Raw genomic sequence first — 20,686 nt, forward strand, 5'->3', positions numbered from 1 at the left:
GGACATCATCGTCGGCATGCCGCATCGCGGCCGCCTGAACGTGCTGGCCGCCGTGATGGGCAAGCCCTACCAGGTGATCTTCCACGAGTTCCAGGGCGGCTCCTCGCTCCCCTCCGACGTCGAGGGCTCGGGCGACGTGAAGTACCACCTGGGCGCCAGCTCGGACCGCGAGTTCGACGGCAATTCCGTCCACCTGTCACTGACCGCCAACCCGTCGCACCTGGAGATCGTCAATCCGGTGGTGATCGGCAAGGCGCGCGCCAAGCAGGCCTTCACGCTTCGCGCCAACGCCGGCGCCGGGCGCGGCCATGTGTTGCCGCTGCTGATGCACGGCGACGCGGCCTTCGCGGGCCAGGGCGTGGTGGCGGAGTGCTTCGCGCTGTCGGGCCTGCGCGGCTACGGCGTGGGCGGCTCGATCCACTTCATCGTCAACAACCAGATCGGCTTCACCACCAGCCCGAAGAACAGCCGCTCCTCGCCCTATCCGTCGGACACCGCGCTGATGGTGGAAGCCCCGATCTTCCACGCCAACGGCGACGATCCCGAAGCCGTCGTCTTCGCCGCGCGCGTCGCCACGGAGTACCGCCAGCAGTTCGGCAAGGACGTGGTCATCGACATGTTCTGCTACCGCCGGTTCGGTCACAACGAGGGCGACGACCCGACGATGACCCAGCCGTTGATGTACGCCAAGATCAAGGACCACCCGAGCGTCCGCGACCTCTACGCCCAGCGCCTGGTCGCCGAGGGCACCGCGACCCAGGCCGAGATCGACGGCTGGATCGCAGAGTTCGACAAGTTCCTCGACGCCGAGTTCGACAGCGGCAAGACCTTCCACGCCGACAAGGCCGACTGGCTGGACGGCAAGTGGTCGGGCCTGAAGCTGCCCGGCTCCGAGGAAAGCGGCGTCACCGGGGTTCCGAAGCAGAAGCTGCTCGACCTCGGCCACAAGCTGACCTCGATCCCCGAGCGGGTCAGTGTCCACAAGACCGTGGACCGGGTGATCGCCGGCCGCCGCGAGGCCATCGACGCCGGCGAGGGCATCGACTGGTCCACCGCCGAGAGCCTGGCCTTCGCCACCCTGCTCGACCAGGGCTATCCGGTGCGCCTGTCGGGCCAGGATTCCATCCGCGGCACCTTCACCCAGCGCCACGCCGGCATCGTCGACCAGAAGACCGAGGAGACCTATTTCCCGCTGCGCAACCTCGGCCCCGGCCAGGCGCACTTCGAGGTGCTGAATTCGGCGCTGTCGGAAGAGGCGGTGCTGGGCTTCGAGTACGGCTTCTCGCTCACCGACCCCAACACGCTCACCATGTGGGAGGCCCAGTTCGGCGACTTCGCCAACGGCGCCCAGGTGGTGGTCGACCAGTTCATCTCCTCGGGCGAGCGCAAGTGGCTCAGGATGAGCGGCCTCGTCATGCTCTTGCCGCACGGCTACGAGGGCCAGGGGCCGGAGCACTCCTCCGCGCGCCTGGAGCGCTACCTGCAGTCCTGCGCCGAGGACAACATGCAGGTGGTCAACTGCTCGACGCCGGCCAACTACTTCCACGCGCTGCGCCGCCAGATGATCCGCGAGTTCCGGAAGCCGCTGATCGTCATGACGCCCAAGTCGCTGCTGCGGCACAAGCGGGCGGTCTCCTACCTCTCCGACCTCGCCGAGGGCACCAGCTTCCACCGGGTGATGCCGGACGGGGCCGAGGCCAACATGGATGTGGGCGGGATCACGCTGGCCCCCGACGACAAGGTCACCCGGGTGATCCTCTGCTCGGGCAAGGTCTACTTCGACCTGGTTGACCACCGCGCCAAGACCGGCCGCGACGACATCTACCTGCTGCGCCTGGAGCAGTTCTATCCCTGGCCGCTGAAGTCGCTCTCCGCCGTGCTGAAGCGCTTCAAGAACGCCGAGCTGGTCTGGTGCCAGGAAGAGCCCAAGAACATGGGCGGCTGGATGTTCGTCGACCCGTGGCTGGAGCTGACGCTGGAGCGCATGAACGTGCACGCCAAGCGCGCCCGCTATGTGGGCCGCCCGGCTTCGGCCTCGACCGCCGCCGGCCTGATGGCGCGCCATGTGAAGGAGCTCGAAGCCTTCCTCGCCGAAGCCTTCGCCTGAACCCCGACCGAGAGAAGAAGGAAATCATCCCCCATGGCCGACATCATGACGCCAACGCTGGGCGAGTCCGTCACCGAGGCCACGGTGGCGCGCTGGGCCAAGAAGGCCGGCGATGCGGTGCGCAAGGATGAGATCCTGGTCGAGCTCGAAACGGACAAGGTGAGCCTGGAGGTGGCCGCGCCGTCCGACGGGGTGCTGGCCGAGATCAACGCCGAGGAAGGCGCCACGGTCGAGCCGGGCGCGGTGCTTGGCAAGATCACCGAAGCCGCCGCCGCGGCCAAGCCGGCCGCCGCTCCCGAACCCAAGGCCGAAGCCCCGAAGGCCGAAGCGCCCAAGCCGGAAGCTGCGAAGGTGGAAGCGCCCAAGCCCGCGCCGGCTCCGGCCCCCAAGCCGGCCGCCGAGCCCGTGCTGGCGCCCTCGGCGCAGCGGGTCGCCGCCGAAAACAACCTCGACGTCTCGCAGATCGCCGGCACCGGCAAGGACGGCCGCATCACCAAGGGCGACGCGCTGGCCGCCCTGGAGGCCCGAGGCAAGGCCCCGCCGGCCGCGCCCGCCCCGGCCGGCCCGCGCGAGGTGCATGAGCGCGAGGAGCGGGTGCGCATGACCCGCCTGCGCCAGACCATCGCGCGCCGGCTGAAGGAAGCCCAGAACAGCGCCGCCATGCTGACCACCTTCAACGAGGTGGACATGAGCGCGGTCATGGCCCTGCGCAACCAGTACAAGGACGTCTTCGAGAAGACCCACGGCGTGAAGCTGGGCTTCATGAGCTTCTTCGTCCGCGCGGTGGTCCATGCCCTGAAGATGGTCCCGGAGGTCAACGCCGAGATCGACGGCCAGGACCTGATCTACAAGAACCACTACGACATCTCGGTCGCGGTCGGCACCGAGCGCGGCCTGGTGACCCCGGTGGTCCGCGACGCCGACGCCATGAGCCTGGCCGGCATCGAAAAGGCCATCGGCGCGCTGGGCAAGAAGGCCCGCGATGGCCAGCTGGCGCTGGAAGACCTGCAGGGCGGCACCTTCACCATCTCCAACGGCGGGGTCTACGGCTCGCTGATGTCGACGCCGATCCTCAACGCCCCGCAGTCGGGCATCCTGGGGATGCACAAGATCCAGGATCGGCCTATGGCGATCGGCGGCCAGGTGGCAATCCGCCCGATGATGTACCTGGCGCTCAGCTACGACCACCGGGTGGTCGACGGCCAAGGGGCGGTGACCTTCCTGGTCCACGTCAAGGAAGCCATCGAGGAGCCCCAGCGGCTGCTGCTCGACCTGTAGGCCGGGACGCTTTTGGGGGAACACCCAGGCGCCGGAGGGGTTCTCCCGGGGCGACGGCAAACGGGCCGCCGCCAACCGAAGGAAGCCTCCCATGCGCCACGATGTGATGATCGCCGCGCGCGCCGCCGGTTGCGCCCTGGGCGCCCTGGTTCTCTATGCGTGCTCGACCGCGGCCCCCAGCGGCCAGACCGGCGCGACCTCTCCGGCGCCGGCGGTCACCGGCCAGAACAGCAGCGCCACAGCCCCGGCGACGCCCAGCGAAAACCCGCCGCCGCCGCAGACCGATGTGACGGAACAGAAGACCGGCCCGAAGTAGCCGCCGCCTGCCGCGATTTACGACGGTCGCGCGGTTGACCTGAGCCCTTCGGCGCCTAGGGTGCGCGCCCATATCCAAACGGGCGCACCATGGCTGAATCCACTCCCGAGACCCCCTACGACGTCGTCATCATCGGGGGCGGCCCTGGCGGCTACAACGCCGCGATCCGGGCGGGCCAGCTTGGCCTGAAGGTCGCCTGCGTCGACAAGGGGATCGATGGCGGCGCGACCCTGGGGGGCACCTGTCTCAACGTCGGCTGCATGCCGTCGAAGGCCCTGCTGCACGCCTCGGAGCTCTATGACGCCGCGGCCAACCACTTCGCCGAGCTCGGCATCGAGGTCGGCAAGCCGAAGCTCAACCTGACCCAGATGATGGCGCAGAAGGCCGCCTCGGTGGCCCAGCTCACCAAGGGCATCGAGTTCCTGTTCAAGAAGAACAAGGTCGACTGGCTGAAGGGCAAGGGCAAGATCACCGGCCCGGGCAAGGTCGAGGTCGCCGGCCCCGATGGCGCGGTCACCCAGGTCGCCGCCAGGAACATCGTCATCGCTACGGGCTCGGAGCCCTCGGCGATCCCCGGCGTGAGCGTCGACCAGGGCCGCATCGTGGACTCCACCGGGGCGCTGTCGCTGCCGGAGGTTCCGAAGAGCCTTCTGGTGATCGGCGCCGGCATCATCGGCCTGGAGTTGGGTTCCGTCTGGCGCCGGCTGGGCGCCCAGGTGACGGTGGTGGAGTTCCTCGATCGCATCACGCCCGGGATGGACGCCGAGGTCGCCAAGACCTTCCAGCGGGCGCTGACCAAGCAGGGCATGACGTTCAAGCTGTCGAGCAAGGTGACCAGCGCCAAGGCGTCGAAGAAGGGCGTCAGCGTCACCGTCGAGCCGGTGGCGGGTGGCGGCGCCGAGACGATCGAGGTCGACTACGTCCTGCTGTGCGTCGGCCGCAGGCCCTACACCGACGGCCTGGGCCTGGAGAGCGTCGGGATCACCCCGGACAAGCGCGGCTTCATCGAGACCGACCACTGGAAGACCACCGCGGCCGGCGTCTGGGCGATCGGCGACGTGACGCTCGGCCCGATGCTGGCGCACAAGGCCGAGGACGAGGCGGTGGCCTGCATCGAGACCATCGCCGGCAAGGCCGGCCACGTGGCCTATGGCATCATCCCCAGCGTCGTCTACACGGCGCCGGAGGTCGCCTGGGTCGGCAAGACCGAGGAGGAGCTGAAGGCCGAGGGCCGCGCCTACAAGACGGGCAAGTTCCCCTTCACCGCCAACAGCCGCGCCAGGATCAACCACGAGACCGAAGGCTTCGTGAAAGTGCTGGCCGACGCGGCCACCGACGAGGTCCTGGGCGCCCACCTGATCGGCCCCTCGGTGTCGGAGATGGTCGCCGAGTACTGCGTGGCCATGGAGTTCCGCGCCGCATCCGAGGACGTGGCCCGCACCTGCCATCCGCACCCCACCCGCTCCGAGGCGCTCCGCCAGGCCGCCATGGGCGTGGAAGGGTGGACCATGCAGGCCTGACCCCAAGGCCCGCGATGCAGATCCGCCGCGCCTGGTCCGACGAATTCGGCGTCTGTGCGGACCTCTATGTGCGCGTGCTCAGCGAGACCTTCACCTGGCTGCCGCCGGAACGGCACAAGCGCGACGACTTCCTGCGCGCGGCGAAGGACGAGGAGATCTATGTCGCGATCGCCGCCGACCGCATCCTGGGCCTGGCCGGCTTCTACCGGCCGCAGAACTTCCTGCATTCGCTCTATGTCGTCGAGCGCGGCCGCGGCATCGGCAAGGCGCTGCTGGATCATGTGAGCGCGGTGGCCGGCGGCCCGATCTCGCTGAAGGTGCAGGCCCCGAACCGGCGCGCCCGGGCCTTCTATCAGCGCGAGGGCTTCGTCTGCACCGAGGAGGGGCGCGACCTCGGCTCCGACATCGACTGGCTGCGGCTGGTGCGCCCGCCGCCCGGCCGGTCTTCCCTCTCGGCGCCCGGCAAGAGTTAACTTGGCCTCCGCGCGCGCTGGTGGCAGCCTCCGCGGCGAACCGGAGACGCGCCATGATCGCCTTGCTCCTCGCCACCCAGCTTTCGGCCCAGACGCTGGCCGCGCCGCCCGCCGCGCCGCAGCCTTCGATCCTGCGGCCGTCCAGCGAGCTGATCCGCATCCTGCCCGGCGCCCGGACGTGCATGGACAATCCGCCCGGCCACACGGAAGTGTCCCTGAAGGCCACGCCGACCGCGCTCTATCGCCAGGGCGACCGCCCGGCCAAGGGCCTGCGGAAGTGGGCCGACTATCCGGACGGGACGCTGTGCAATGTGGAGGCCGGCCGATGATCCTGGCTGCTCTCGCCGCGGCCGCGGTGGCCGCCCCGCTCGGCGGGCAGGCCTCCGTCGAGCGCACGCCGAACCTCTATCACCAGCCCAGCTATTGCCGGCAGGTGGTGGAGCGCGAGGTCGCCCGCCAGGACGTCGCCCTCAGGGGCCTGCGACCGGCGGCGCAATATGCGGTGTTGCGCCAGCTCGACGGCTGCTCGGTGCCCACGCCCGTCGGCTATCACCCGACCTATCTGGCGCCGGGCGCGGCGGACCCTTCGTCTCGGCCCGCTAGGCGTGAGGATGCGCCTTCGAATAGGCGCTGAGCAGGGCGGCGGCGTCGACCTGGGTGTAGCGCTGGGTGGTCGACAGCGAGGCGTGGCCCAGCAGTTCCTGGATCGAGCGCAGGTCCGCGCCCGCGCCCAGCAGATGGGTGGCGAAGCTGTGCCGCAGGGCGTGCGGGGTGGCGCTGGCCGGCAGGCCGAGGCGCCCACGCAGGGTCTGCACCGTCGCCTGGACGTGGCGCGGGCTTAAGGGGCCGCCGCGCTTGGCGCGGAACAAGGGCTCGTTCGGCGACAGGCCGAAGGGGACTTCCGCCAGATAGGCCTCGGTGGCTTCGCGCACGGCGGGCAGCACCGGGACGATTCGGGTCTTGGAGCCCTTGCCGGTGATCCTGAGCGCCTCGGGGAACGGGGCGTCGGACCGCTTCAGCGACAGGGCCTCGGAGATCCGCAGGCCGCAGCCGTAGAGCAGGGTCAGCACCGCCTCGTCGCGCGCGGCCTCCCAGCTTTCGCGGTCGGGGTCCAGGGCGGGCTCGGCGATCAGGCCGCGGGCCTGGTCCTCGCTCACCGGCCTGGGCGCGCCGGGCTTCACCCGCGGTCCGCGCACCAGGGGAATGGCGGCGTTGGGGGTGTCGAGGCGGCGGTCGAGGAAGCGGTGGAAGCCGCGCACGGCGGACAGCGCCTGGGAAAGCGAACGCGGCGACAGCGGATGGTCGCCGGCGCGCAGGTGGGCCAGCCAGGCGCGGACTTCGCCGGCGGTGATGTCGCCCAGCGCCTCGAGCGAGATCGCCTCGCCGCGGTGCTGTTCCATGAAAGCAAGGTAGCGGCGGCCCGCGAACCCATAGGCCTCCAGCGTGCGGGGTGAGGACCGGCGTTCCTGGGCCAGGTGCTCCAGCCAGGCGGCCAGGGCCTGCTCCGAGGTCACAGCCCCACCTCTACAAGAGCGGCCAGCGCTCGGCGGTGCGTTCGACCACACGGGCGAGGAAGGCCACCAGCTCGGCGCCCATGTCCTGGGTGAACCCTTCCGGATCGGGCGCGCCGAAGGCGATCAGGCCCTCGCGCGCCGGCTCCCAGATCGACATGCGCACCATGGCCATGGAGGCGACGGTTTCGGCGCGATCCCCGAACAGGCCGAGCGCGGTGGGGGCGAAGCCCATGCGGGCCAGCCGCTGCGGGCCGCCGAGCAGCAGGTCCACCTGGCCCTCCACCAGCATCTTCCAGCCGGCGGGCGAGCCGCTGTCGGATTCCAGAGCGATGACGCCGGCGGTCAGGCCGAACCGCTGCTGCGCCAGCTCGTCGAGCCGCCGCGCCAGGTCGGAATGGTTGCGCGCGTCCAGGATGTCGATCACCGCGCCGTGCGTCTGGGCCTGGGCGGAGAAGTTGGCGCGGGCGGTCTCCTCCAGCATCTGCCGCTGGCTGGCTTCGCGCTGGTGGGCGGCGTGGACGCGGGCCAGCGCGGCTGGGCCGAAGTCGACCACATTGCCGGCGGCGACCCGCAGGCCGAGCTCGTCAAGCAGGCCGGTGTCGCCGGTCAGGAACTCCGGATTGTCGGAGAGGAATCGGCGGACGGCGGCCGGCTGCAGCGGCGCTTCCTCGATACCGCCTTGCGAGCCGTCCATGCTGCTTTCCCCAAGCTTTACAAGATGGCCGAACCTACAAGATGGATTGGCCCGTCTTGGCCCAGTCCGCCATGAACTGATCAAGGCCCCGTTCGGTTAACGGGTGCTTGAAGAGCGCGTTGAACACATCGGGCGGGATGGTGGCGCAATCGGACCCCGCCAGCGCGGCGCGGATCACATGCGCCGGATTGCGGATCGAAGCCGCCAGGATCTCGGTGTCGAAGTCGTAGTTGTCGTAGATCGCGCGGATCTCGACGATCAGGTCCATGCCGTCGGCGCCATGGTCGTCGAGACGGCCGACGAAGGGGCTGATGTAGCTCGCGCCCGCCTTGGCGGCGAGCAGGGCCTGGGCGGCGGAAAAGCAGAGGGTGACGTTGGTGGCGATACCCTCGGCGGCGAACTCGCGGGTCGCGATCAGGCCGTCGCGGGTCAGTGGCACCTTGACCACCACATTGGGCGCGATGGAGGCCAGCTTGCGGCCCTCGTCCAGCATGCCGGCGGTGTCCATGGCGGCGACTTCGGCGCTCACCGGCCCGTCCACGACGTCGCAGATTTCGGCGATGACCTGCAGCATGTCCCGGCCGGCCTTGGCGATCAGGCTGGGATTGGTGGTGATCCCGTCCACCAGGCCGGTGGCGGCCAGGTCCTTGATCAGGGCCACGTCCGGCGTGTCGAGGAAGAGCTGCATCGGAAAAGCCTTAAGTTTGCGGACGGTGCTTGTAGCGGCGCCGGGTTCGCGCGCAAAACCCTTTTCAATGAGCCGTATCGCTTCCGTTCTCCTGCCCATGCCCCTGCCGGAGGCCTTCGATTACGCCGAGCCGGAGGGCCTGGAGCTGGAGGTCGGCGACCAGGTGGCCGCGCCCCTGGGCCCGCGCCTGCTGCACGGCGTGGTGGTGGCCCTGCGCGACGCGGCCGGCGGCAACCGGCCGCTGAAGGCCATCGAGGGGCGGCTGGAGGGCGCGCGCCTGCCGCCGGGCACGGTGGAGTTCGTCCAGTGGGCGGCGCGCTATTCCGTGGATTGGCCGGGCCAGCCGCTGGCTATCGCCCTGCGCGGCGCACGCGCCCAGAAGGCGCGGCCGGTGAAGGTGGTCGAGGTCACCGGCGTCGGGCCGGCGCGGCCGACGCCGGCGCGGGCCAAGGTGCTGGCGGCGGCGCGGGGCGCGGCTCTGGCCCCGGCGGACCTGGCGCGGGCGGCTGGCGTCGGCGCGGGCGTGGTCAAGGGCCTGGTCGATGAGGGCGTCCTGGCGGTGCGGCTGGTGGAGGCCGAGACGGCCTTTCCGCCGCCGGACCCGGCGCGTCCCGGCGCGGCGATGAACCCAAGCCAGGCGGCGGCGGCGGCCGAACTTCGGACCATGGCCGCGGCCGGCGGCTACGGCGTCGCCCTGCTGGACGGGGTCACCGGCTCCGGCAAGACCGAGGTCTATCTGGAGGCGGCGGCCGCGGCGCTGGCCGCCGATCCCGACGCCCAGGTGCTGGTCCTGCTGCCGGAGATCGCGCTCACCCAGGCGGTGATCGGCCGGGTGGCGGACCGCTTCGGCGCCGCGCCCGGCGAGTGGCACTCCGACGTCGCCCCGCCCCTGCGCCGCCGGGTCTGGGAAGCGGTCGCCGCCGGGTCCTGCCGCATCGTGGTGGGCGCGCGCTCGGCGCTGTTCCTGCCGTTCCGCAAGCTCGCCCTGATCGTCGTCGACGAGGAGCACGACGCCTCCTTCAAGCAGGAGGAGGGCTTCATCTACCACGCCCGCGACCTGGCCGTGGCGCGCGGCAAGATCGAGGACGCCGCCGTCATCCTGGCTTCGGCCACGCCGTCGCTGGAGACCCTGCGCAACGCCGAACAGGGCCGCTATGCCTGGCTGAGGCTGGAGGCCCGGCACGGCGCGGCGCGGCTGCCGGACATCGGCCTCGTCGACCTGCGCGAGACCCCGCCGGACACCGGCCGGTGGCTTTCGCCGCCGCTGGTCCAGGCCATGGCCGAGACCTTCGCGCGGGGCGAACAGACCCTGCTGTTCCTCAATCGCCGGGGTTATGCGCCGCTGGTGCTCTGCAAGGCCTGCGGCGAGCGGCTGTGCGCGCCCGACACCGACAGCTGGCTGGTGGAGCACCGCTATTCCGGCCGCCTGGTCTGCCACCTGACCGGCTTTTCCATGCCCAAGCCCAAGGCTTGCCCGCACTGCGGCGCGGCCGACAGTCTGGTCTCCATCGGCCCCGGCGTGGAGCGGGTGGAGGAGGAGGCGCGCGCGCTGTTCCCGCAGGCGCGGCTGGCGGTGTTTTCCTCCGACACCATCTTCGACGCGCGCGAAGGCAAGCGGCTGATCGAGGCCATGGCGGCCGGCGAGATCGACATCCTGGTGGCTACCCAGGCCGCCGCCAAGGGCCACAACTTCCCCAATCTCACCCTGGTGGGCGTGGTGGACGCCGACCTCGGCCTGCGCGGCGCCGACCTCAGAGCCGCCGAGCGCACCTTCCAGCTGCTGGCCCAGGCGACGGGCCGGGCGGGCCGCGCCGACAAGCCGGGCCGCGCCCTGGTGCAGACCTGGGCCCCGGAGCACGCGGTGATGCAGGCGCTGGCGGCCCAGGACCGCGACGCCTTCGTGGCCGCCGAGATGGCCGAGCGCGAACTGGCGGGCCTGCCGCCGTTCGGGCGGCTGGCGGCGGCGGTGGTCTCGGGCCTCGATCCGGCCCAGCTGGAGGCCTTCGTCCAGGCCATGGCCGCCGCGGCGCCCAATTCCGACGGGGTCGAGGTCTACGGGCCGGCCGACGCCCCGCTCAGCCTGGTGCGCGGGCGCCGGCGCAAGCGTTTCCTGGTCCGCGCCGACCGCACGGTGGACCTATCGGCCTACATGGCCGCCTGGCGCGCGCGGGTGAAGCCGCCCGCCTCGGTGCGGGTGGCCATCGACATCGACCCCTACAGCTTCCTCTAGGCGCCGCGGCGGAGCTGGACGTCCTCGCCGCTGTGCCGGTGCGACACGAACAGGCTGTTGCTCCAGCGGTGGAAGGCCATGATCTGCTTTCCGTCCGCGCCCATCAGTTCGACGCCGTCGGAGGTTGGCTGCCAACTGGTCGGCGCGCCCGGCAGGGCGCTGTTGCAGGCCGCCTGCGACTTCACGCCATGGCTGGCGTTCAAGGTGAGCGTGCAGAGGTCCTGGCCTTCGGACGAGATCGTCCAGGCGCCGGCCGCCTCGGTTGGGGTGAGCGGCACGCCGGCCTCGTTGTCGGCGGCCCACACGGCGACGGGGACTGCGGCGGCGCATATGGCGGCGAAACCCGCCGCGAGCATCAGGGTTTTCATCGGAGATCTCCGGACTCTTCTGATCAGGAGAACGCCTGCCCGCCGCCTGCGGTTTCCTTCCGCGCGGCGGCCGGTCCGTGGGCGGTTTGCGGCGCCTGCGGGCCACCGGCTGGGGCCGTAACGCGGGCGGAAGAGTCGCCGGAATCGTCCGAGTTCCGGCCGCGCGCCGTCCGCGGCGGCTATGTCGCGGTATTGTGAAGCTGTTTTGCACAAATTTCGCGCGAGGCGCGAAGACCTGAGCGTGGCGGCGCCAGCTCTTGTTTCATTTCGTTACAGGTGCGTGATTTCCAGTGTTTGAAGCGTCACCGTATGTTTTCGGTAGTCTACTTTAGCGATCTAGGCAGAAGAATAGAGGCGTTGGAGATGCGCGTGGCGCGTCCAATGACTTGATCGATGAAGCGTGATTTTCGAATTTTTCTTGTCAACTCTCGATTTTTCCAACTAATCGGCCAATTCCTATCGGATAGCTCGCGTTAGACCCGCCGCGACGTGGCGTCGCTGTTTTCTAAACCCTCTTTTCACTCTGAGCCGGATAGGGTTATGTCAGTCAAGTTCGTGCCGGGGAGTTCCACAAGCATGCTCAAGCGGACGAAGACCCTTCTGGGTTCTTTCGCCGTCGCGGCGGTTATGAGCCTCGCGCCCCTGTCGGGTGGCGCGCTGGCGGAAACCTATTGGCAGTGCGCGCCGTTCGCGCGCCTGGTCTCCGGCATCCAGATTTTCGGTGACGCCTATACCTGGTGGCAGCAGGCCGTCGGCAAGTACGAGGAAGGCTTCTCGCCGCGCGCCGGCGCCGTGCTTTGCTTCAAGCCGCAGGGCCGCATGCGCCTGGGCCACGTGGCCGTGGTCAGCCAGGTGCTCACCGACCGCATCATCCAGATCACCCACGCCAACTGGTCGCCGATCGAAGGCTCGCGCGGGAAGATCGAAAAGGACGTTACCCTCGTGGACGTGTCGCCGCGCGGCGACTGGAGCGAGGTGAAGGTGTGGTACGACCCCAGCCGCGACCTCGGCGGGTCCACCTACGAGACCTATGGCTTCATCTACCAGGACACCGCGGCGAAGGTGCTGGCCGCCACCGGCCTGTCGAACTTCGAGAACACCGCGATCACCGTGGCTCAGTCGGCCGCGAACCAGGTGGCCCAGGCCGTGCGGCCCGGCCACGCCGGTCCGCTTTCGATGCTGAACCAGGCGGCCGACTCCACCGATCGCATCGCCGCCCTGATCCTCAAGGCCGCCCGCGGCGACAACGGCGGCAACTGAGCGTCTCCCTGAGGATTTGACGGCCTTGGCGCAGCGCTCCACGAAGGCGCGTTGGCGGAGGCTTGCATGCTGAAGATCCTCAGGCGCGGGGCTGACCACCCGGAGACCGTGACCCTGCGGGCCGGCTGGACGCCGCCCGCCGACACCCTGTGGCTCGACCTGATCGCCCCGGGCCGCGAGGAGGAGCTGGCGGTGGAGGCCGCACTCAGCGTGGAGCTGCCGACCCGCGAGGAGATGGCCGCGATCGAGCCGTCCAGCCGGCTTTTCCAGGCCGCCGGCGCGACCTTCATGACCGCCACCCTGCTGTCGCGGCGCGACGACGACAGCCGGGTCCCGACGCCCGTCACCTTCGTGCTGGCCAAGGGGGTGCTGGTCACCATCCGCTATGACGCGATCAAGGCCTTCGACCTGTTCGCCGACCGCGCCAAGGCGCTGGGCGTGGCCACCGGCTCGTCATGCCTGTTCGGCCTGCTGGACGCGGTGATGGAGCGGCTGGCCGACCTGCTGGAGCGGGCCGACACCGAGGTGCAGCGCGTCTCGGCCGCCATCTTCGGCAAGCCCAAGGCCGGCCAGTTCGAGGTGCTGCTGACCGAATTGGCCCGCGCCCAGTCGCTGACATCGCTGACGCGTGCGAGCCTGGTCGGGCTGGCCCGGCTGTTCGCCTTCGCCGCCCTGGCCCGCGAGATCGCCGACGATCACGACTGCCTGGCCCACCTGCACGCCCTGCAGCACGACGGCCAGTCGCTGACCGAGCACGCCGACGCCCAGTCCGGCCAGGTTTCGTTCCTGCTGGATGCGGCGCTCGGCCTGATCAACATCGAGCAGAACGGCATCATCAAGTTCTTCTCGGTCGCCGCGGTGATCCTGATGCCGCCCACCCTGGTCGCCTCGGTCTACGGCATGAATTTCCACCACATGCCGGAGCTGGAGCTGGCCTACGGCTACCCCATGGCGCTCGGCCTGATGCTGATCTCCGCCGTCCTGCCGGTGATCTGGTTCAAGCGCCGCGGCTGGTTTTGAGCGAACCAACTATTCGGGGTGGGCGGCGCAACCGTTCCTTAAGCCGGTTCGGGGCACTTTGCCGGCGCTCCAAAGGTCGACCATGCCCTCCCAAGCCCAACCTCACCACTTGGCCCTCGACGCCCAGGCGCTGCGCGAGGCGGTCGAGGCGCACCAGCGCTACCTGAACGGGCGCTCGGGCGGGCGGCGGCTGAGCCTCACCTACGCCGACCTGTCGAACTGCACCCTGGAAGGCCTGGACCTGCGCGAGGCGGACTTCGCGGGCGCGAACTTCCACGGCGCGACGCTCGCCCGCGCCAACCTGACCCGCGGCATCCTGTTCGGCGCCGACATCCGCGAGGCGGACCTGCGGCGCGCCAACCTGACCAAGGCCGACCTGCGCGGCGCCTGCCTGCGCGGCGCGAACCTGGCCGGCGCCGAGCTGCCCGGCTGCGACCTGCGCGAGGGCCGCATCGCCCTGCAGGACAAGCTGGACGGCTTCCGCATCCTGCGCCACGAGCATCGGCCGGGAGAGCTCAACTACGCCATCCTGTCCGGCGCCAACCTGTCCGGCGCCCAGATGACCGGCGCGGTCGCCATGTCGAGCGACTTCACCGACGCCAATCTCTCCGGCGCCCAGATGGCCGGCGCGAAGCTCACGCGCGCGGTGCTGGACGGCGCGGACCTGACCGGCGCCGACCTGGCCGGGGCCGACCTTTCCGGCGCCTCGATGAAGCGCGCGGTGCTGTCCGGCGCCAACCTCGAGAACGCCATCCTCGACGATGTGGACATGAGCGACGTCCTGCGCGCCCCGCCGGAAGTGACCTATGTGGACGAGCGGCCATTGGACCAGGTGCTGGCCGACCACGAATCCTATTGCGACTCCGGCGGCGCCCGCGGCGGGGTCACCCCGCTGAACGGGGTCGACTTCCGGCCCGTGAAGACGCTCAAGGGGCGCAGGCTCACCGCGCTGGTCGCCCGCGACGGGGTGTTCTTCGGCCTCGACCTGCAGGGCGTGCAGCTGCAGGGCGCGGACCTGTCGGGCGCCGACTTCCGCGGCTGCGACCTGCGCGACGCCGACCTGCGCGGCGCCAAGCTTTCCGGCGCCTCCTTCACCCGTTCCGACCTGCGCGGCGCCAAGCTCGGGCCGCTGACCATCGGCGACAACCGTTTCGTGCGCACCGACTTCACCCGCGCGGTGCTGCGCGGCGCCGACCTGCGCGGGGCCCACGCCCACCGCGCCCGCTTCCTGGAAGCCGACATGAACGGCGCGAACCTGGCGGGCTGCGACCTCACCGACGCCGAGCTGGAAGTCTGACCCGCGCCTAGAGCTTCTCGATCTCGCAGCCGATCGCCTCGCAGATCCGATCGGCGACGATCGACCGGTGGCAGGCGTCGTGGTCGGCTTCCAGGCAGAGCAGGGCGACCTTCTTCTCCTTCGCCATCTCCGCGGCCTTGGCGAGTCCCAGCTGGGCGCCCGGCTCAGCCAGGTGGGCGTTGAAGATCTTGTGCATCTCGGCCACCCGGCCGGCGCGCGCCGCGATGCGACCGGGCTTGGGCGTGCCCAGTTCGCGCAGATGCACATAGCCAATGCCGGCCGCGTTCAGGCTGGCCGACAGCAGGGTCTTGGAAAACCCGGCCCGGCGCGAGGCGGCGATGGCGCGCACGTCGATCACCGTTTCCACCTTGGCGGCCTTCAGCCGCTCGATCACGCCGGCCTGGGTGTCCGCCTCATAGCCGATGGTCGCCAGCTTCATCTCTTCTCCTCCGGTTCCACCCGGCTATATGGGGAGCCTAGGTCGGGAGTTGCGATGAGTTCCAGTCCAGACGCGCCGCGTGAGCGGACGATTCCGCTGCCCAGCCGCGGCGGCGCCATGGCGGCGCTGGAGTTCGGGCCCGTGGAGCGGCCGATCGATGTCGTCTTCTCCCACGCCAACGGCTTCAACGCCCGCACCTACCGCAGCATCCTTCAGCCTCTGGCGGCGGACCTGCGCGTCCTGGCCATCGACCTGCGCGGCCACGCCGCCACGACCCTGCCCACGGTGATCGAGGGCCGCGACGGCTGGATGGAGTTCCGCGACGACCTCCTGGCCCTGCTGGCGGCGGCCTGCGAGGCGCCGGTGGTGCTGGGCGGCCATTCCATGGGCGGCACCTCCAGCCTGCTGGCCGCGGCGGCGGAGCCGCATCGCGTGGGTGCGCTCGCCCTGTTCGATCCGGTGACCTTCGGCCCCATGCCGCCGGGCCTGTCGGTGGAGGACTCGCCCCTGGTCGCCGGCGCCCTTCGCCGCCGCGCGAACTTCCCGAGCCGGGCGGCGGTGCTGGAAGCCTATCGCGGCCGCGGCGCCTTCCGGACCTGGTCCGAGGACCAGCTCGAGGACTATGTGGCCGCCGGCTTCCGCGAGACGGCGGACGGCGGCGTGACCCTGACCTGCCGCCCGGAGTGGGAGGCGTCCAACTTCCGCACCCACAACTACGACCCTTGGGCGGCCTTCCAGCAAAGCCGATGCCCGATCCGCATCCTGCGCGCCGCCGAGGCCTCGACGTTCCGGCTGGAGGGCCATGAGGCGGAGCTCGCCGCCACCGGCCGGATCACCGTGGAGACCCTGCCCGGCGCCAGCCATTTCCTGCCGATGGAACGACCCGAACGGGTGCGCGAGACCCTGCGGGCCTGCGTCGCCCTCTAGAGCGAGAGGCCCGGCACCACCTGGGCCTTGGCCTCGGACAGGGCCTCGTCGCTGAGGGTGATCAGCTTGCGGGTCTCCAGGTCGAAGGAGACGGCGATCGACTCGGCGGCGCACCAGGGCCGGCCGCTTTGCGGATCGACCAGCCAGTGGACCCATCGCCGGAAGCGGGCGTCGACGCCGGACGGCCCCGAGCGCAGCTCCACCCGGTCGCCGGCCCGCGGCCAGGCCAGGTGGATCAGACGGTATTCCAAGGCTGCGCCGCCGGCCCGCGCGCCGTGGGTGTCCGCGGCCTGGCGCTTGCCGTCGAGCAGGTGTGGGACCCCGTCCGACAGCCGCGCCATCACCAACTCGGCGCACAGGCGGCCGAAGGCGTCGCAGTCGCCGCCCCGCACCGCGCCCAGGGCGGTGCGGGGCAGGCCCAGGGCCTCGGCGCGCGCCAGGCTGGCCTGGCTCTCGACCGGCTCCAGGTTGAGCGAGCGGGGCGCCGCTTCCACCGGGACATCGAGCGTCAGGACGTCGGCCCGCGCGCGGATTCGCGCCGGCCAGGGGAAAGCCCGGGCGTCGCTCGCCGTGATGTGGGCGACGAGGATCTGGAAGCTGGCGGCGAGCTCCCCCGTGCGGTGGCGCAGCAGGAAGATCAGCCGCGCCTCACATTCGCCGATCTCCACGACGCCGGCGGTCATGACCAGGGGCGCGCCGGGGCGGGCTTCGCGGACGAAGCGGATATGCTGCTCGCGCACCATCAGGGTGGCCCGCGCGTCGGGCGCGAAGGCGCCGGCCATGCCGAGTTCGGCGGCCAGCCCGGTCAGCCCCTCCATGGCCTTGGCCACGTAGAAGCCGACGTTCATGTGACCCATGGCGTCGCATTCCCACATGGCGACGCTGCCCCGCCAGACCTCGACCGCTTCGCCCAAAGCCGCCCCCTGTTCGCCGTGGGCGGAGACTAGGGGCGCCCGCGGGCCGCGCCTAGCCGGCGGTAACCTTCGGGGCTCGCATCCGAACTGGTTCCATGAGACCTAGGAGCGGTCGGCGGCCCGCGAGGCCGGGGGAAGGAGCGGCGCGGAACGATGGCCAAGGCGAAGGCGGCCCCGAAAACGGTTCTCGTCTACCGCCATGCGGCCCTCACCCGGGCGACGCACTGGATCAACGTCTTGGCGCTGACCCTGCTGCTGATGAGCGGGCTCAACATCTTCGGGGCCCATCCGGCGCTCTATTGGGGCCAGAAGGCGGTCTTCGCCCACCCGTGGCTGTCGATCAGCTCGATGCTCAGGGGCGACAACATGCTGGGCGTCACCCAGCTCGGCCCCTGGCAGTTCAACACCACCGGCCTCCTCGGCTATTCGGGCGCTGCGGGCTCGCGGGTCCCGGTGGCCTTCCCGGCTTGGGCCACGGTGCCGTCGGGCCGCGACCTCGCCGACGCCCGCCACTGGCATTTCTTCTTCGCCTGGCTCTTCGTGCTGAACGGGCTGACCTATTGGCTGGCCGGGCTAGGCGGCGGCCATATCGCCAAGGACCTCCTGCCGACGCGCAAGGACCTGTCCCTCAAGAACCTCTGGCATGAGGTGGTCACCCACGCGCAGCTGAAGTTCCCCAAGGGCGAAGAGGCGCGCCACTACAACGTCCTGCAGAAGGGCGCCTACCTCGCCGTCGCACTGGTGCTGCTGCCGACCATGGTGCTGACGGGCCTGTGCATGTCGCCGGGGTTCGACGCCGGCTTCCGCTGGCTGGTCGATCTGTTCGGCGGCCGGCAGTCGGCCCGCTCGATCCACTTCATCGTCGCCTGGACCATCGTGGGCTTCATCCTGCTGCACCTGTTCATGGTGGTGGCCTCGGGAACCTGGAACAACATCCGCTCGATGATCACCGGCCGCTACGCCATCGTGCCGGACGAGCCGTCCAAGCCGGCCGGGAGCGCCGCATGAGCCCGCCGGATCCCAAGGGCGTCAGCCGCCGCGGCTGGCTGCAGGCGGGCCTGGCGTCCGGCGCCGCGCTGGCCACGGCCGCCTGCGACCGGATCAACAACAGCCCGACCGGGAACCGGGTCCTCTCCAGCGCCGAAGGCCTGACGCGCCGCGCGCAGCGGCTGTTCGTCGACCGCAAGGCGCTGGCGCGGGAGTTCCAGCCGGCGGACATCTCGCCCGACTTCAAACCCAACGGCTCCACGGACCCGCAGGACCCCGACTACCTGGCGCTGAAGAAGACCGGGTTCGCCGGCTATCGCCTGGTGGTCGACGGGCTGGTGGAGCGGCCGCTGTCGCTGAGCCTCGCCGACCTGCGCGCCCTGCCCGGCCGCACCCAGATCACTCGCCATGACTGCGTGGAGGGCTGGTCGTCGATCGGCAAATGGACCGGCGCGCGGCTGGGCCCGCTGCTCGACAGGGCCGGTCTGAAGCCCGACGCCCGCTACATCGTCTTCCACTGCTTCGACACCCTGGACGGGCCGATGGACGGCAAGGGGCGCTACTACGAAAGCATCGACCTGATCGACGCCCATCACCCGCAGACCATCCTGGCCTACGCCATGAACGATCGCGCCCTGCCGGTGGCGTACGGCGCGCCGCTGCGCCTGCGCGTCGAGCGACAGCTCGGCTACAAACAGGCCAAGTACATCCAGCGCGTCGAGGCGGTGGCCGACTACAGCCACCTGCACGCGGGCGGCGGCGGCTTCTGGGAAGACCGCGGCTACGAGTGGTACGCGGGGATTTGAGCGCGCAGCGACTCATCCCCGCACAGGCGGGGATCCAGGAGGATCAGGGCGCGGGCTTGCCGTAGGGCGAGGCCAGCAGCGGGGCTTCCTTGGCGCAGGCGGCGGCGTCGGGCGCGGGACCGGCCTTGCGGGCCGCGGCGATCTCGGTCCGCGCGGTCTCCAGGTCGGCGCGGAACGCCGGCGAGGAATGCAGGGCGGCCACCACGATCGAGCCGTTGGTGCGGCCGGTCTCCACGGCGCTCATGTTGTGCACCCCGCAGACCAGGCGGCTTTCGCCGTAGGCGCGGGCCCGGGTGAGGATCTCCGTCGCCCGGTCGGGCGCGAGCTCCGCCAGGATCAGGCCGATGGCCCAGCTGTAGGTGTTGTGGCCCGAGGGATAGTCGTAGGTGCCCTTGATCGGCCCGTTGGGATCGATGCAGATCGGACCCTTGTCGATGGTGAACGGCCGCTGCCGCTTCCAGACGTCCTTGGTCATGTTGGTGGCCACCGAGGCGTCACGGCCGATCCGCGGGATCATCGACGTGAACTTCGGCGCGTTCTGCGCGGTCAGCTGGACGCCCAGCGCACAGCTGAAGTCCTTCATGATCGCCTGAGGCGACAGGTTGTCGTCGTTGATCGCCAGGGCCCAGCGCGGCGTGTCCTTCAGCTTGCGGGTGCTCAGGAACATCTTGCGGTCGGTCTCATAGCGGATGTCGCCCGCCTGGGGGGCCGGCGGCAGGATCTTGAGCGTGTCGGGCAGGGCGGCCTTGCCGAGGTAGGGCTGGAGCTGCGGCGGCATGATGGGCCGGGGCGCCGGATCGGCCCCCATGGTCAGCAAGGCCGCGCCCGCCAAGGCGACTGTGGCCCAAGCCGCCTTGGGGGCGGCCATCCCGAACGTCCACGCCATCTTGCGTCTCCTCGCTGTCACAAACGGTGTCGCAGAGCCGGGCCGCCGATTCAATGCCGCGTGCGGGATTTTCCCTCGGAATGCGCTCCGAAATTAAAAATATTGACTTTTACATTGAGAAAATGAATATGAAGGGCATGACCGATACGAAAACCCAAGACTGGCAGGCGCTGAGCGAACTCACCCGGGGGCGGCCGATCGTCGTGGAGCGGGTGCGGCTGGCCGACAGCGGCGTGGCCATCGAGGGCGCCTTCGAACTGCCGCGGCTGGCCCAGCTCTCCGCCGAGGACCAGGTGTTCGTGGCCGCCTTCGTGCGCAGCCACGGCTCGATCAAGGAGATGGAGCAGGTGTTCGGCGTCTCCTACCCGACGATCAAGGCCCGGCTGAACCGCATCGCCGGCGGCCTGGAGTTCGTCGAGACCGATCCGGAACCGGGCCGCGCCGAGGTGCTGGCCCGCCTGGCCCGCGGCGAGATCACCGCCGCCGAGGCGATCACCGAACTGGAGGGCCGCTAGATGTCCGAGCCTTTGTCACCCGCGGCTCTGGCGGCGGTGGCCACGACCCCACGGGGCATTGGGCCCAGAAGCGCCGTACCGAGGGCGGTGCGCCACTTCGGCCTGGCGGCCATGGAGGCGCGCGCCCAGCGCACCCGGGCCGCAGTCCCGCCGCCGCCCCGGTCCATGTCGCTGGGACCCATTCCGTCGACGCCTCCGGGGCCGCCGACGGCCGGGCGGCCGCGCCAGGTGAAGGTCCGGCTCTGGCTGCCGCTGACGGCGCTGTTCCTGCTGCTGGCGCCCTTCGCCTTCCTGCTGGCGCCGCTCGTCTGGGTCTGTACCCCGCAACCCTATCGCACCCGTCCGCTGGCGACCGTCATCGGCCTTGGCCGGGTGCTGCTGAGCCTCGGCGGCACGGTGGTCCACGTGGACAGCCGCGAAGCCCTCGTCAGCATCCGCATCTTCTAG

The 20,686-nt window shown here is 70.5% G+C and carries 23 protein-coding genes; 16 read left to right on the plus strand and 7 right to left on the minus strand.

Annotation, left to right across the window (positions count from 1 at the left end):
• From VGL85_RS14235 to VGL85_RS14265, 7 genes are all read left to right on the plus strand, one after another.
• On the plus strand, positions 1–2,107 hold a 2,107-nt coding region (locus VGL85_RS14235; RefSeq protein ID WP_331589614.1), incomplete at its 5' end, for a 2-oxoglutarate dehydrogenase E1 component.
• A gap of 33 nt (positions 2,108–2,140) precedes the next feature.
• A complete protein-coding gene (gene odhB, locus VGL85_RS14240) occupies positions 2,141–3,385 on the plus strand; it encodes a 2-oxoglutarate dehydrogenase complex dihydrolipoyllysine-residue succinyltransferase (RefSeq protein WP_331589615.1) in 1,245 nt (414 codons plus the stop codon).
• A gap of 91 nt (positions 3,386–3,476) precedes the next feature.
• Positions 3,477–3,701, plus strand: a complete 225-nt coding sequence (locus VGL85_RS14245) for a hypothetical protein (RefSeq protein WP_331589616.1) — start codon at positions 3,477–3,479, stop codon at positions 3,699–3,701.
• Between the two features lie 89 nt (positions 3,702–3,790).
• Complete coding sequence (lpdA, locus tag VGL85_RS14250; protein ID WP_331589617.1) at positions 3,791–5,221, plus strand: dihydrolipoyl dehydrogenase; 1,431 nt, start codon at positions 3,791–3,793, stop codon at positions 5,219–5,221.
• Positions 5,222–5,235: 14 nt separating this feature from the next.
• Entirely contained in the window at positions 5,236–5,694 is a 459-nt protein-coding gene (locus VGL85_RS14255; RefSeq protein ID WP_331589618.1) for a GNAT family N-acetyltransferase, read from the plus strand.
• A gap of 53 nt (positions 5,695–5,747) precedes the next feature.
• A complete protein-coding gene (locus tag VGL85_RS14260) occupies positions 5,748–6,023 on the plus strand; it encodes a hypothetical protein (protein ID WP_331589619.1) in 276 nt (91 codons plus the stop codon).
• Complete coding sequence (locus VGL85_RS14265; protein ID WP_331589620.1) at positions 6,020–6,328, plus strand: hypothetical protein; 309 nt, start codon at positions 6,020–6,022, stop codon at positions 6,326–6,328. Before VGL85_RS14260 ends, VGL85_RS14265 begins: the two co-directional genes overlap by 4 nt.
• Here VGL85_RS14265 and VGL85_RS14270 read toward each other — a convergent pair.
• Genes VGL85_RS14270 through fsa form a run of 3 tightly spaced genes read right to left on the minus strand, consistent with a single transcriptional unit; the run spans position 6,294 to position 8,590 of the window.
• A complete protein-coding gene (locus VGL85_RS14270; protein WP_331589621.1) occupies positions 6,294–7,208 on the minus strand; it encodes a tyrosine recombinase XerC in 915 nt (304 codons plus the stop codon). The two genes, VGL85_RS14265 and VGL85_RS14270, sit on opposite strands and share 35 nt — an antisense overlap.
• A 10-nt stretch (positions 7,209–7,218) precedes the next feature.
• A complete protein-coding gene (locus tag VGL85_RS14275) occupies positions 7,219–7,902 on the minus strand; it encodes a DUF484 family protein (RefSeq protein ID WP_331589622.1) in 684 nt (227 codons plus the stop codon).
• A 34-nt stretch (positions 7,903–7,936) separates the two neighbouring features.
• Positions 7,937–8,590: a fructose-6-phosphate aldolase gene (gene fsa, locus VGL85_RS14280; protein WP_331589624.1), complete on the minus strand. Its 654-nt coding sequence runs from the start codon at positions 8,588–8,590 to the stop codon at positions 7,937–7,939.
• 67 nt (positions 8,591–8,657) lie between these two features.
• Here fsa and VGL85_RS14285 point away from each other — a divergent pair, with 67 nt between their 5' ends.
• On the plus strand, positions 8,658–10,820 hold the full coding sequence (locus VGL85_RS14285) for a primosomal protein N' (RefSeq protein ID WP_331589625.1): 2,163 nt from the start codon (positions 8,658–8,660) through the stop codon (positions 10,818–10,820).
• Here VGL85_RS14285 and VGL85_RS14290 read toward each other — a convergent pair.
• Positions 10,817–11,188, minus strand: coding sequence for an AprI/Inh family metalloprotease inhibitor (locus tag VGL85_RS14290; RefSeq protein ID WP_331589626.1), 372 nt, complete (start codon positions 11,186–11,188; stop codon positions 10,817–10,819). The two genes, VGL85_RS14285 and VGL85_RS14290, sit on opposite strands and share 4 nt — an antisense overlap.
• Positions 11,189–11,764: 576 nt before the next feature.
• On the opposite strand from VGL85_RS14290, the gene VGL85_RS14295 reads away from it, so the two are divergent.
• The 3 genes from VGL85_RS14295 to VGL85_RS14305 all read left to right on the plus strand — a co-directional run bounded on the left by VGL85_RS14295 (position 11,765) and on the right by VGL85_RS14305 (position 14,765).
• Positions 11,765–12,448, plus strand: a complete 684-nt coding sequence (locus tag VGL85_RS14295; RefSeq protein ID WP_331589627.1) for a CHAP domain-containing protein — start codon at positions 11,765–11,767, stop codon at positions 12,446–12,448.
• Between the two features lie 66 nt (positions 12,449–12,514).
• Positions 12,515–13,468 carry a magnesium transporter CorA family protein gene (locus tag VGL85_RS14300; RefSeq protein WP_331589628.1) on the plus strand — a complete coding sequence of 318 codons (954 nt, stop codon included), beginning with the start codon at positions 12,515–12,517 and terminating at the stop codon, positions 13,466–13,468.
• 82 nt (positions 13,469–13,550) lie between these two features.
• Complete coding sequence (locus VGL85_RS14305) at positions 13,551–14,765, plus strand: pentapeptide repeat-containing protein (protein WP_331589629.1); 1,215 nt, start codon at positions 13,551–13,553, stop codon at positions 14,763–14,765.
• A 7-nt stretch (positions 14,766–14,772) separates the two neighbouring features.
• On the opposite strand, the gene VGL85_RS14310 is transcribed toward VGL85_RS14305, so the two are convergent.
• On the minus strand, positions 14,773–15,204 hold the full coding sequence (locus VGL85_RS14310) for a DUF488 domain-containing protein (protein ID WP_331589630.1): 432 nt from the start codon (positions 15,202–15,204) through the stop codon (positions 14,773–14,775).
• Between the two features lie 54 nt (positions 15,205–15,258).
• Here VGL85_RS14310 and VGL85_RS14315 point away from each other — a divergent pair, with 54 nt between their 5' ends.
• Positions 15,259–16,131, plus strand: coding sequence for an alpha/beta hydrolase (locus VGL85_RS14315; protein WP_331589631.1), 873 nt, complete (start codon positions 15,259–15,261; stop codon positions 16,129–16,131).
• Here the strand turns inward: VGL85_RS14315 and VGL85_RS14320 are convergent.
• Entirely contained in the window at positions 16,128–17,045 is a 918-nt protein-coding gene (locus VGL85_RS14320) for a thioesterase family protein (RefSeq protein WP_331589632.1), read from the minus strand. The genes VGL85_RS14315 and VGL85_RS14320 overlap by 4 nt on opposite strands.
• Before the next feature lie 153 nt (positions 17,046–17,198).
• Here VGL85_RS14320 and VGL85_RS14325 point away from each other — a divergent pair, with 153 nt between their 5' ends.
• On the plus strand, positions 17,199–18,053 hold the full coding sequence (locus VGL85_RS14325) for a cytochrome b/b6 domain-containing protein (RefSeq protein WP_331589633.1): 855 nt from the start codon (positions 17,199–17,201) through the stop codon (positions 18,051–18,053).
• Complete coding sequence (locus VGL85_RS14330; RefSeq protein ID WP_331589634.1) at positions 18,050–18,838, plus strand: molybdopterin-binding protein; 789 nt, start codon at positions 18,050–18,052, stop codon at positions 18,836–18,838. The genes VGL85_RS14325 and VGL85_RS14330 overlap by 4 nt, the downstream gene beginning before the upstream one ends.
• A 43-nt stretch (positions 18,839–18,881) precedes the next feature.
• On the opposite strand, the gene VGL85_RS14335 is transcribed toward VGL85_RS14330, so the two are convergent.
• Positions 18,882–19,724, minus strand: a complete 843-nt coding sequence (locus tag VGL85_RS14335) for a phosphatase PAP2 family protein (protein WP_331589635.1) — start codon at positions 19,722–19,724, stop codon at positions 18,882–18,884.
• 137 nt (positions 19,725–19,861) lie between these two features.
• Between VGL85_RS14335 and VGL85_RS14340 the strand changes: the two genes are divergently transcribed.
• Entirely contained in the window at positions 19,862–20,239 is a 378-nt protein-coding gene (locus tag VGL85_RS14340; protein WP_331589636.1) for a DUF2089 domain-containing protein, read from the plus strand.
• Positions 20,240–20,686 carry a hypothetical protein gene (locus tag VGL85_RS14345; RefSeq protein ID WP_331589637.1) on the plus strand — a complete coding sequence of 149 codons (447 nt, stop codon included), beginning with the start codon at positions 20,240–20,242 and terminating at the stop codon, positions 20,684–20,686.

The organism is Phenylobacterium sp. (genome assembly GCF_036501465.1).
Classification (GTDB): domain Bacteria; phylum Pseudomonadota; class Alphaproteobacteria; order Caulobacterales; family Caulobacteraceae; genus Phenylobacterium.

Excerpts from the sequence above, each read along its gene's own strand:
- VGL85_RS14290 (WP_331589626.1), bottom strand. The coding sequence starts at position 11,188 with ATGAAAACCCTGATGCTCGCGGCGGGTTTCGCCGCCATATGCGCCGCC.
- VGL85_RS14255 (WP_331589618.1), top strand. The coding sequence starts at position 5,236 with ATGCAGATCCGCCGCGCCTGGTCCGACGAATTCGGCGTCTGTGCGGAC.
- VGL85_RS14285 (WP_331589625.1), top strand. The coding sequence starts at position 8,658 with ATGAGCCGTATCGCTTCCGTTCTCCTGCCCATGCCCCTGCCGGAGGCC.
- VGL85_RS14330 (WP_331589634.1), top strand. The coding sequence starts at position 18,050 with ATGAGCCCGCCGGATCCCAAGGGCGTCAGCCGCCGCGGCTGGCTGCAG.
- VGL85_RS14305 (WP_331589629.1), top strand. The coding sequence starts at position 13,551 with ATGCCCTCCCAAGCCCAACCTCACCACTTGGCCCTCGACGCCCAGGCG.
- VGL85_RS14315 (WP_331589631.1), top strand. The coding sequence starts at position 15,259 with ATGAGTTCCAGTCCAGACGCGCCGCGTGAGCGGACGATTCCGCTGCCC.
- VGL85_RS14345 (WP_331589637.1), top strand. The coding sequence starts at position 20,240 with ATGTCCGAGCCTTTGTCACCCGCGGCTCTGGCGGCGGTGGCCACGACC.
- VGL85_RS14245 (WP_331589616.1), top strand. The coding sequence starts at position 3,477 with ATGCGCCACGATGTGATGATCGCCGCGCGCGCCGCCGGTTGCGCCCTG.
- VGL85_RS14295 (WP_331589627.1), top strand. The coding sequence starts at position 11,765 with ATGCTCAAGCGGACGAAGACCCTTCTGGGTTCTTTCGCCGTCGCGGCG.
- lpdA (WP_331589617.1), top strand. The coding sequence starts at position 3,791 with ATGGCTGAATCCACTCCCGAGACCCCCTACGACGTCGTCATCATCGGG.
- odhB (WP_331589615.1), top strand. The coding sequence starts at position 2,141 with ATGGCCGACATCATGACGCCAACGCTGGGCGAGTCCGTCACCGAGGCC.
- VGL85_RS14325 (WP_331589633.1), top strand. The coding sequence starts at position 17,199 with ATGGCCAAGGCGAAGGCGGCCCCGAAAACGGTTCTCGTCTACCGCCAT.
- VGL85_RS14340 (WP_331589636.1), top strand. The coding sequence starts at position 19,862 with ATGACCGATACGAAAACCCAAGACTGGCAGGCGCTGAGCGAACTCACC.
- VGL85_RS14260 (WP_331589619.1), top strand. The coding sequence starts at position 5,748 with ATGATCGCCTTGCTCCTCGCCACCCAGCTTTCGGCCCAGACGCTGGCC.
- VGL85_RS14265 (WP_331589620.1), top strand. The coding sequence starts at position 6,020 with ATGATCCTGGCTGCTCTCGCCGCGGCCGCGGTGGCCGCCCCGCTCGGC.
- VGL85_RS14275 (WP_331589622.1), bottom strand. The coding sequence starts at position 7,902 with ATGGACGGCTCGCAAGGCGGTATCGAGGAAGCGCCGCTGCAGCCGGCC.
- fsa (WP_331589624.1), bottom strand. The coding sequence starts at position 8,590 with ATGCAGCTCTTCCTCGACACGCCGGACGTGGCCCTGATCAAGGACCTG.
- VGL85_RS14310 (WP_331589630.1), bottom strand. The coding sequence starts at position 15,204 with ATGAAGCTGGCGACCATCGGCTATGAGGCGGACACCCAGGCCGGCGTG.
- VGL85_RS14300 (WP_331589628.1), top strand. The coding sequence starts at position 12,515 with ATGCTGAAGATCCTCAGGCGCGGGGCTGACCACCCGGAGACCGTGACC.
- VGL85_RS14335 (WP_331589635.1), bottom strand. The coding sequence starts at position 19,724 with ATGGCGTGGACGTTCGGGATGGCCGCCCCCAAGGCGGCTTGGGCCACA.